Below are 10516 nucleotides of genomic sequence, written 5' to 3' on the forward strand. Positions count from 1 at the left end.
CAATGAGCGTAGGTATTCATAATCGCCTTCATTAAGGGTTAAGGAAGTTGGTTTTTTCGGCATAATAAGCACCTCTCTTTTTAGAATAATCTTATTATACCATAAAATAATTATTTGTGCCGATTATTTAATTAATGATATATTAGTATGTAAATCCAAGTTTGACTGATGATTCTGCTTCATTGTAACCTCCATTTTATAATATATTAACCAAGTAAATTATTTTCACAAGCTTAATATTAGCGTACATGCGTCTTCCTTGTATATTGTACACTATTATACAATAACATTAAATAATTGCCTATAGCTTTAGTTCCGGATTCATTTTTACCATTATTGTAAGAACCTCAAAAAAATGGTATTATAAGCATTATTATCAACTTTTAACGATAGGAAGAAAAGATGACTGTTGACCAAAGTAAGATTAGAAATTTTTGTATTATTGCACATATAGACCATGGTAAGTCTACTCTTGCAGACAGGATTATAGAAAAGACCGGACTGTTGACCAGCAGGGAGATGCAGGCTCAGGTTCTTGACAATATGGACTTGGAGCGTGAGAGAGGCATCACTATAAAAAGTCAGGCGGTAAGGACTGTCTATAAGGCAAATGACGGAAATGAATATATATTCAATTTGATAGATACTCCGGGACATGTAGACTTTAACTATGAGGTATCAAGATCACTTGCGGCCTGTGACGGTGCAATACTGGTGGTGGATGCGGCACAGGGTATAGAGGCACAGACTCTTGCAAATGTATATATGGCACTTGACCATGACCTTGAGGTATTCCCCGTTATAAACAAGGTGGATTTGCCAAGTGCCGATCCGGATCTTGTCGCAAGTGAAATAGAAGATGTGATAGGAATAGAAGCACATGATGCTCCGAGAATCTCCGCAAAGATGGGACTTAATATAGAGGACGTACTTGAAGCGATAGTAGCCAAAATTCCTGCACCGAAAGGAGATATTAATGCGCCGCTTAAGGCACTTATATTTGACTCCATATACGACTCATACAAGGGAGTAATAGTCTTTGTGCGTATAAAAGAAGGCAGTGTAAAAAAAGGTGACGCCATAAAGATGATGGCAACCGGCGCTGTGGAAGAAGTTGTGGAAGTAGGATATTTCGGCGCGGGACAGTTTATCCCGTGTGATGAACTCTCTGCAGGAATGGTAGGCTATATCACCGCAAGTATCAAGAATGTAAAAGATACAAGGGTGGGTGATACTATTACACTTAACAACAATCCTTGTAAAGAGGCGCTTCCGGGATATAAAAAGGTTACTTCCATGGTGTACTGCGGACTCTATCCGGCAGACGGAGCGAAGTATAATGACCTAAGAGAGGCACTTGAAAAATTGCAGCTTAACGATGCCTCACTTTTCTTTGAACCTGAGACTTCACTGGCGTTGGGATTCGGATTCAGATGCGGATTCTTAGGGCTTTTGCACCTTGAAGTAATACAGGAAAGACTTGAAAGAGAATATAATCTTGACCTTGTGACCACAGCTCCGGGAGTTGTATACAAGGTATTTAAGACAAGCGGTGAAGTGATAGAACTTACCAATCCGTCAAACCTGCCCGACCCTTCAGAGATAGAGCATATGGAAGAACCTATAGTTTCCGCGGAGATAATGCTTACTAAGGAATTTGTAGGCTCTATTATGAATCTGTGTCAGGAGCGAAGAGGTATATATCTGGGAATGGAGTATATTGAGGAAAATCGTGCTATTTTAAGATATGATTTGCCGCTCAATGAAATAATATATGATTTCTTTGATGCATTAAAGTCAAGGTCAAGAGGTTATGCTTCACTTGACTACGACCTTAAGGGATATGTTCCTTCAAAGCTTGTAAAGCTTGATATATTGATAAATAAGGAAGAAGTGGATGCACTCTCATTTATCGTTCATGCCGACTCCGCTTATGAAAGAGGCAGAAAGATGTGTGAAAAGTTAAAAGAAGAGATACCTAGACACCTGTTTGAAATACCTATACAGGCGGCAGTCGGATCAAAGGTCATTGCAAGAGAAACTGTAAAGGCGATGAGAAAAGACGTACTTGCAAAGTGCTACGGAGGAGATATTACCAGAAAGAGAAAGCTGCTTGAAAAGCAAAAAGAGGGTAAGAAGAGAATGAGACAGATCGGTAATGTCGAAATCCCTCAAAAGGCATTTATGAGTGTACTGAAATTGGATGAGGATTAGATAATGTCTATGAAAAAGTTGGAATTATATGTACATATACCTTTTTGTGAAAAAAAATGCGGATACTGTGATTTTTTGTCGTTTGCAGCGGATGATGGTGAGAAAAGAGCCTATGTGGCACAGCTTACAGAGGAGATAAGAGTACAGGGAGAAAACTACAGAGATTATCTGGTAAGCTCCGTATTTATAGGCGGAGGTACTCCTACCACACTCAGCGGTATATGGATACTTGAGATAATGAATATCATACGTGAAAGTTTCATTGTAGCAACTGATGCGGAAATCACTATAGAATGTAACCCCGGCACATTGTCAAAGAGTAAGATAATGCATATCAAAAAGGCGGGTATAAACAGAATAAGCTTCGGTTTGCAAAGCAGCATTGAAAAAGAGCTGGAAGCGCTTGGCAGAATACATACTTATAAGGATTTTTTGCAAAGTTATCAGCTTGCAAGAGAGTTCGGATTTACAAATATCAATGTGGACCTTATGAGCGGACTGCCGTATCAGACTGTCGAAAGCTATAAGACTACCCTAAAGAGGGTTTGTGAGCTGAAACCTGAGCATATCAGTGCATATTCATTGATTGTAGAGCCTGAGACACCTTTCTTTGACAAGTACGGCAGTGAAGAGGGTAAAGCCTTGCTTCCTGATGAGAATGTGGATAGAGAAATGTATGCCGTAACAAAGGATATATTGAAAGAGCATGGATATGAGAGATATGAGATAAGCAACTACTCAAAGCCCGGCAGAGAGTGTAAGCACAATATAGGGTATTGGACCGGAGTATCATATCTGGGATTAGGAGTAGGCGCGTCGGGATATGTGATGAACAGGCGTTTCCATGTAGAGGGCGATTACAAAAAGTATATGAATATCAAGATGCAGCAGGACATTACACCGCTTTATTGCGACATAGAAGAGCTTGATAAAAAGGCAAATATGGAAGAATTCATGTTCCTCGGATTAAGACTGACAAAAGGCGTCTCAAGGCATGAATTCAATGAAAGGTTCGGTATAGATATGTTTGAGCTGTATGACAGACAGATAAAGAGAAATATTATGCTGAATCTTATGGAGTATAATTCACCTTATCTTAGACTGACAGATAAGGGGCTTGATTTAAGCAATATGGTTATGTCTGACTTTTTATTAGACTGAGGATAATTTTATGTTATATTTTATAAATGATTACAGTGAGGGTATGGCACCTGAGATTTTGGATGCGATGGCTTCAAGCAATATGTCAAAGCAGTCAGGCTATGGCGATGATGAGTTTTGTATATCCGCAAAGGAAAAGATAAAAAAAGAAATAGGCAAAGATGCCGAGATTTTCTTTGTAAGCGGAGGAACTCAGGCAAATAAGATAGTTATAGCAAGTGTTTTGAAAAACTTTGAAGGTGTGATAGCCGCCGACACGGGACATATCGCGGTACATGAAGCCGGAGCTATAGAAAATACAGGGCATAAAGTCTTTACTCTAAATTCAAATGACGGAAAGATTGATGCCGGAAGTATAAAAAGATTTTGTGAAAATTTTTATGCGGATGTCAACCACGAGCATATGGTGTATCCCGGCATGGTATATATTTCACAGCCGACAGAGTACGGAACACTGTATTCAAAGAAAGAGCTTGAAGAGATAAATAAAGTCTGCAAAGAGTATGAGCTTTTACTTTTTGCAGACGGTGCAAGGCTTGCCTATGCACTTGGAAGCAGCGAATGTGATACTTCACTTAAAAGTATTGCAGATCTTTGTGACGTATTCTATATAGGCGGTACAAAATGCGGCGCCCTGCTTGGAGAAGCTATAGTGTTTACAAACAAGGATATTTGTAAGCATTTCTTTACCAATATGAAGCTGTTTGGCGGAGTACTTGCAAAGTCAAGAGTAAAGGGTATACAGTTTGATGTACTGTTTAGTGACGGACTGTATGAAAGACTTGGAAAAACAGGTGTGGATGCCGCAATGAAGATAAAGAGTGCTCTTATAGAAAAAGGTTATGAACTCTACCTTGATTCTCCGACCAACCAGCAGTTTATTGTGGTAGACGATTTACAAAGAGAGAAACTTTCTGAAAATGTCGCATTCGGATTTATGGAGACACTTGAAAACGGAAAACATGTGATAAGACTTTGTACAAGCTGGGCTACAGCCGATGAAGATGTAAATAAGTTGATAGAAATATTATAAGTGTGAATGTATTTGTTAAGGAGGTATATGGAAGAGAAGAAAATATTTGTCACGAAGGCTACATTGCCTCCTAAGGAGGAATTCATTCAATATATAGATAAAATATGGGACAGTGCATGGCTTACAAATATGGGTGATGTCCACAACCGGCTTGAGAAGAGGCTTAGCGAGTTTATGGACGGAGTGGAAGTTGTACTTACGGTGAACGGACATCTGGCACTTGAGCTTGCATTGCAGTCTCTTAAAATAGACGGTGAAGTCATTACAACGCCTTTTACCTTTGCTTCCACCACACATGCCATAGTAAGGAACGGGTTGAAGCCGGTATTTTGTGATATAAAAGAAGACGATTTCACAATGGATCCTGAGAAGATAGAAAAGCTGATAACAAAAGATACAAAGGCAATACTTCCGGTACATGTATACGGTAATGTATGTGATGTGGAGGCTATAGAAAAGATAGCAAAAAAGCATAATCTGTATGTATTATATGATGCCGCACATACCTTCGGCGAAAGATATAAGGGTAAAAGCGTTGCGGATTTTGGAGATATGAGCATATTTAGTTTTCATGCTACCAAGGTCTTCAATACCATAGAAGGCGGTGCCATTACACTTAGAGACAAAAAAAGAAGAGAGGCACTTGATTTTTTAAAGAACTTCGGTATTGCGGACAAGGAAAATGTTCCTTATGTGGGCAGCAATGCAAAGATGAACGAGTTCGCGGCGGCTATGGGACTTTGCAATATGAACCATCTGAGCGAGTACATAGCAAAAAGAAAGAAAATATGTGAGAGATATATAGAAAGACTCTCAGATATTAAGGCTGTCAGACTCAATAAATATGGCAGTGATACGGAGTATAACTACGCCTACTTTCCGATAGTGGTGGAAGAAAGAGATAAGCTTTATGATGCACTTGCAAAGGAGAATATCTTTGCAAGAAAATATTTCTATCCTTGTACCAATGCATATGAGTGCTACAGCGGCAGATTTGATGAGAAGCTTACGCCTGTTGCACTTGATATTTCAAAGAAAGTCTTGACCTTGCCTATATATCCTGATTTGGAGCTTGACAGTGTTGACAGAATATGTGACATAATTCGGAGAAGTTTATGAAAGCTGACAATTTGAGAATTTTAAGTGAAAACGGTTTTTTGGTTCCCAAATTTCAAGTGGTAAATCCAAATGAAGATATAGATTTTTCACACTTTGAAGCGGAGCTTTTTGCCGTACGCTCAAATGATGCACATGAGGACGGCGGAAAGTTTTCATATGCCGGGCAATTCCTGACAGTACTGAATGTGACAAAAGAGGATGTGAAAAAGGCCGTTTTTGCGGTAGCGAACAGCTATAAGATAAGATACTATGAAAAGAGCCTCGGGATAAAGAGTGAGAATAACAGCACCTCTGTAATAATACAGGAGATGGTAAAGGCAAGTTATTCGGGGGTTATATTTACCTCCAATCCTAAAGGTATTCTAAATGATATTGTAATAGTGGTCGGCAAGGGACTTGGTGAAAATGTGGTCGGCGATAAAGAGGAGACTGTTACCTATCATTGCTACAGAGAAGGAGCAAGCTATAAAGAAGGAAATGATATTTTATTTCCGGAGCATTTTGTAAAAGAACTTGAAAAGCTTGGAAAGAGAATAGAAAAATTTTTTAATAAACCTATGGATATAGAATTTGCCATAGAGGATGAAAAGATATATATTTTGCAGGCAAGACAGATTACAAGTCTTGATTTTGACTTGCCGGTTCGTATACTTGACAACAGCAATATCGCAGAAAGTTATCCCGGAGTTTGCAAAAAGCTTACAAGAAGTTTTGCAAAAGAGGTGTATACAAAGATTTTTACAAGACTGGGAAACAGGGCGCTTGGAAAGTCTGTAAAATATTATGAAGATTTGTTTCCACATATGGTATGTGATTTCGGCGGAAGGATGTACTATGAAATCAGCAGCTGGTACGATATACTGAGATTGTTGCCCTTATCATCTAAGATAATTCCTGTATGGCAGAAAATGCTGGGTGTGGAGAGCGAAAAAATTACATTTTCAAAAGAAAAGCCGAATATATATATAAAGTCAAGACTTCTTTTTTCGTTTTTGTATCTAATGGTAGTCTCACAGAGAAAGATGAGAGACCTTTCTACTTTTTTCAAAAAGGAATTCCGGTATTTTGATAAGAAAATTGAAAAAGAGGACGACCCGAAGAAGTTGTATTTTCTTTTTAAAGAGATGGAAGAAATATTCTTTAAGGAGTGGGATTTGACACTTATAAATGATATGGTGTCCTTTTTGAGTACTTACTTTGCAGGAGATAAAGTAAAGAAATCACTCTCGCTTGAGAGCAAAAAACCGGCAGAGGCGCTGAATGATTTGATTTACACATATAAAAGATTCGGAAAAGAGTCACCTAAGTACATTGAGAAGAAAAAAAGATATATAAAATATTACGGCGATAGAACTGTAGGAGAGTTAAAACTTGAGACAAGAACATTTTCCACAAATCCCGAAAGCCTTGACAAGCTTGTAGAAGAAAGAAAAAATCTTCCTCTAAAGAGAACACAGGGAAAGTACATATACAAAAGAAAATCTCTTGCAAGGCTTTCAACCAATAACCGTGAGATTTCAAGGCTTAACAGAAGCAGGCTTTTCGGGCTTATGAGAAAGCTGATTGATAAGATAGCTCTAAAGACTGTAGGGGACGATATTTATCATCTCTCGCTTGAGCAGATAAGAGATATGATTTTTCACGGCAAAGACTTCAGTGATGAAATCAATGAGGAAAAAAATATGCTGCTTGTCTATGAGAATATCCCTACGATAAGGAGAGTGGAGCTTTTAGGAAGTCCCGATATAGACTTTTGTAATGTACAGGCAATAGAAGAAGACGGTGATGAAAGGAAAGACTTTCTTATCGGCAGAGGAGTATCAAGCGGCAGAGTAAGCGGTGAGATTATAAAAATTACAGATATGAGAAAGGTCTTGCTAAAAGATGTAAAGGATAAGATAATAGCCACATATTCTACCGACCCGGGGTGGTTTCTTTTGCTGGATGTGGCAAAGGGAATCTTGGCGGAGAGAGGTTCACTGCTTTCACATACCGCAATAGTGGCAAGGGAGTTAAAAAAGCCTGCCGTAGTGGGTATAAAGGGTTTGATGAATCAGGTGGAAAGCGGTGATATTGTAGATATAGACGGCAACAGAGGGTATTGTAAAATAATAAAGAGGTCATAATGAGTGAGTATAGTATCAATATAGTAAAGAAAAATGTGGATAAGGAGCTGTTTTTAAGGCTGCCTTCAAAGCTTTACGATGAAAAACATATTGTACAGAATAAAACCTTTGAAAAAGAGGTTTTGGAAAACACAAGTGTACTTTGCAAATGTGTAAAAAATTTTGCACTTATAGTAAAGAATAAAAATGATGAGCCTGTGGGACGCTGCGTAGTTTCATTATATGAGGATGATACCGCATATATCGGATTTTTTGAATGTATAAAGGATATTGAGGTATCAAAGCTTTTATTGTCTGAATGTGAAAGAATTGCAAAGGAGGCCGGTAAAAAAAGACTTTTAGGTCCGATTGATATATCTTTTTGGATCAGGTACAGATTTGCGCTTACAGATGAATTATCATATACAGGAGAACCTGCAAACAAAGCTTATTACAGCGAGTTTTGGGAAGAGAGCGGCTTTAAGTTGTCAAAAGAATATTATTCATATTTTTTTGATACTCCGGATGACAGTTTCGACAGTGAAAAGGCGAAAAACAGACTTGGATACTTTAAAGATAAAGGTTATGTATTTATTCACCCTAATCTCCAAAACTTGGAGAAATATTTAAGGGAGATATATCCGGTTTTGACAGAAGGCTACAAAAACTTTGCAGGCTTTAAAATGATAAGTGAAGAGGATTTTATAAAACTCTATTCGCCATTAAGTATGATACTTGACCACGATATGGTATTTTTGGCGTATAAGGAAAATGAACTTAAGGGATTTTTGATTTGTCTTCAGGACTACGGAAATTTACTCTATAAGCCAAAGACACCTGCCGTTTTACTTAATATTATGAATATTAAGGCAAATGCAAAAAGATATGTACTTTTGTATATGGGCGTAGATGCTAAATGCCTTGGACTCGGATCCGCGCTCTCACAGCTTGTAGTGGATATGTTAAAGGCAAAAGATGCTTGCGCGGTGTCTGCACTGATAGATAGCGGCAAGGCGACAGGAGGATATTTTAAAGAGAAGATAAAAGAAAAAAGAAAGTATGTTTTATTGGAGAAGACAATTGGAGATTGACATGAAGAATAAGACATTTTTAAAGAGTATCTACTGCGCGATAAAGGGACTGATATTTGCAATAAGGACTGAAAAAAATTATAAATACTACCTTGTTATTGATGTTTTATTCTTTGTATTGGACTTGTTTGTATTAAAAGCGGATAAGAGTATATGGCTCGGGTATATAATCACTTCGGCAGGTGTGTATGCATTTGAATGTATAAATACATCAATAGAGCATATAGCGGATTTTATTTCAAAAGAGATACACCCTGAAATAAAGGTGATAAAGGATATGGCGGCGGCAGGTGTGCTTTGCTTCGGTATCGCCTTTTTCCTGGTACAGATAGTTGCAGGTGTTGACTTTAGCGGAGTGAGACTATGATTGCCTCACTCTATATCAGTATGATGCCTGTGATATTTGGCGGCATCTTCAATATGCTCTTTGTAAAGATAAAAAAGCTTTCTTTTCTAAGGATTTCGATAGATTGTAAGATGAGCCTTGGCGGTAAACGAATATTCGGAGACAGTAAGACCTTGCTCGGATTTTTGGGTATGATGCTTGGAACTTCAATATTTTCTATAATATGGGGCCTTGTTTTAAAGATTTCAAACTTGGAAAGCTTTAATCTTATCTACAAATATCATTACAATACACTTATCTTTAATATGCTTATAGGTATGTTATTCGGTTTTGCATATATGATATTTGAATTGCCCAACAGCTTTATAAAGAGAAGATTTGATATTGATGCAAGTCATAGAGGAAGATTTCCGGTTAATATATTTGTATTTATCTATGACCAGACGGATTCAATGCTCGGTGTGATATCGGTACTTGCAGTACTTGGCAGGCTTACCTTGCCTGAATATATTTTTGCAATTTTTCTCGGAGGTATTACACATATAGTTGTCAATCTGGTCTTAATAATGTTTGGAGTAAGAAGGTATTTATAAGATGAAGAAGCTGTTTTTAGGGGTGTATCACCCAAGTGTTATACTGACATATATCGGAGCGGTGATATCCATATTCGGAATATTTTGTGTCAATGATTTGTATCTTGCCACCATATTGTTGATGGTTGCAGGGCTTTGTGACGCCTTTGACGGAATGTTTGCAAGAATGTATAAGAGGACGAAGCTGCAGGAAGATTTCGGAGTGCAGATAGATTCACTGGCAGACCTTATCTCATTCGGAGTATTTCCGGCAAAGATATACAGAGCGTTTTTTTCCGATTGTATTTATGTTTCCACCGTTTTATTAAGCTTTTATATCTTGGCTGTAATAATAAGATTGGCATATTTTAATTGTACTGCAGATGAAGATAAAGAACATTTTACAGGGCTGGCGGTTACATACTCGGCATTTTTTATATCACTCTATGTGGTGGTTTGTAAGTATATAAAAGTACTTTCGGTAATACCTATAGAGTATCTGTATGTGCTGCTTATACTCGGATTTTTGTGGAATAAGAAGATAAAAAAGCCGAATATTTATGTAAGAATAGGATTTTTGGTACTTGCAATTGTATTTATAGTATTACTTTTATAGGTGATTATGAAGATAAAAGACAGGAAAACGGGAAAGATAATAAAAGAAGAGGAAGACTCTGCAAGTATAATCAAGTTTTTATATCACAGCTTGGTAGGCAGAATAGTCCTGAAATTTATATTTTCAAGAATTTATTTTTCAAAGCTGCTTTCAATATACTATAAAAGCACTCTGTCAAAGAAAAAGATAAAAGACTTTGTAAAAAAATATGATATGGATAAAGGCCTTTTAAATAAAGATTTTAAAAGCTTTGACGATT

Annotated in this window: 9 protein-coding genes and 1 pseudogene; all 10 read left to right on the top strand. The window is 37.5% G+C overall.

Annotated features, from left to right (window positions below; genetic code table 11):
• Positions 1 to 402: 402 nt before the first annotated feature.
• On the top strand, positions 403 to 2214 hold the full coding sequence (lepA, locus tag ACO6FI_RS12005; protein ID WP_485457540.1) for a translation elongation factor 4: 1812 nt from the start codon (positions 403 to 405) through the stop codon (positions 2212 to 2214).
• Positions 2215 to 2217: 3 nt separating this feature from the next.
• Positions 2218 to 3375 (top strand): radical SAM family heme chaperone HemW, encoded by a 1158-nt coding sequence (gene hemW, locus ACO6FI_RS12010; protein WP_485457541.1) that lies wholly within the window; start codon positions 2218 to 2220, stop codon positions 3373 to 3375.
• A gap of 10 nt (positions 3376 to 3385) precedes the next feature.
• On the top strand, positions 3386 to 4408 hold the full coding sequence (locus tag ACO6FI_RS12015) for a threonine aldolase family protein (RefSeq protein WP_485457542.1): 1023 nt from the start codon (positions 3386 to 3388) through the stop codon (positions 4406 to 4408).
• 27 nt (positions 4409 to 4435) lie between these two features.
• Positions 4436 to 5527, top strand: a complete 1092-nt coding sequence (locus tag ACO6FI_RS12020) for a DegT/DnrJ/EryC1/StrS family aminotransferase (RefSeq protein ID WP_485457543.1) — start codon at positions 4436 to 4438, stop codon at positions 5525 to 5527.
• The gene (locus ACO6FI_RS12025; protein WP_485457544.1) at positions 5524 to 7653 is read left to right on the top strand and encodes a PEP/pyruvate-binding domain-containing protein; all 2130 of its coding nucleotides are present in this window, start codon (positions 5524 to 5526) and stop codon (positions 7651 to 7653) included. The genes ACO6FI_RS12020 and ACO6FI_RS12025 overlap by 4 nt, the downstream gene beginning before the upstream one ends.
• Complete coding sequence (locus tag ACO6FI_RS12030) at positions 7653 to 8723, top strand: hypothetical protein (protein ID WP_485457545.1); 1071 nt, start codon at positions 7653 to 7655, stop codon at positions 8721 to 8723. Before ACO6FI_RS12025 ends, ACO6FI_RS12030 begins: the two co-directional genes overlap by 1 nt.
• 1 nt (position 8724) lies before the next feature.
• Complete coding sequence (locus ACO6FI_RS12035; RefSeq protein ID WP_485457546.1) at positions 8725 to 9090, top strand: diacylglycerol kinase; 366 nt, start codon at positions 8725 to 8727, stop codon at positions 9088 to 9090.
• Positions 9087 to 9662 (top strand): CDP-archaeol synthase, encoded by a 576-nt coding sequence (locus ACO6FI_RS12040; protein ID WP_485457547.1) that lies wholly within the window; start codon positions 9087 to 9089, stop codon positions 9660 to 9662. Before ACO6FI_RS12035 ends, ACO6FI_RS12040 begins: the two co-directional genes overlap by 4 nt.
• 1 nt (position 9663) lies before the next feature.
• Positions 9664 to 10257, top strand: coding sequence for a CDP-alcohol phosphatidyltransferase family protein (locus tag ACO6FI_RS12045; protein WP_485457548.1), 594 nt, complete (start codon positions 9664 to 9666; stop codon positions 10255 to 10257).
• 6 nt (positions 10258 to 10263) lie between these two features.
• A pseudogene (locus tag ACO6FI_RS12050) lies at positions 10264 to 10516 on the top strand (phosphatidylserine decarboxylase); the annotation flags it as partial.

The sequence above is a fragment of the Lachnoanaerobaculum sp. genome (genome assembly GCF_057250505.1).

Coding starts and splice junctions, on each gene's coding strand:
- lepA (WP_485457540.1), top strand. CDS start 403: ATGACTGTTGACCAAAGTAAGATTAGAAATTTTTGTATTATTGCACAT.
- hemW (WP_485457541.1), top strand. CDS start 2,218: ATGTCTATGAAAAAGTTGGAATTATATGTACATATACCTTTTTGTGAA.
- ACO6FI_RS12015 (WP_485457542.1), top strand. CDS start 3,386: ATGTTATATTTTATAAATGATTACAGTGAGGGTATGGCACCTGAGATT.
- ACO6FI_RS12020 (WP_485457543.1), top strand. CDS start 4,436: ATGGAAGAGAAGAAAATATTTGTCACGAAGGCTACATTGCCTCCTAAG.
- ACO6FI_RS12025 (WP_485457544.1), top strand. CDS start 5,524: ATGAAAGCTGACAATTTGAGAATTTTAAGTGAAAACGGTTTTTTGGTT.
- ACO6FI_RS12030 (WP_485457545.1), top strand. CDS start 7,653: ATGAGTGAGTATAGTATCAATATAGTAAAGAAAAATGTGGATAAGGAG.
- ACO6FI_RS12035 (WP_485457546.1), top strand. CDS start 8,725: ATGAAGAATAAGACATTTTTAAAGAGTATCTACTGCGCGATAAAGGGA.
- ACO6FI_RS12040 (WP_485457547.1), top strand. CDS start 9,087: ATGATTGCCTCACTCTATATCAGTATGATGCCTGTGATATTTGGCGGC.
- ACO6FI_RS12045 (WP_485457548.1), top strand. CDS start 9,664: ATGAAGAAGCTGTTTTTAGGGGTGTATCACCCAAGTGTTATACTGACA.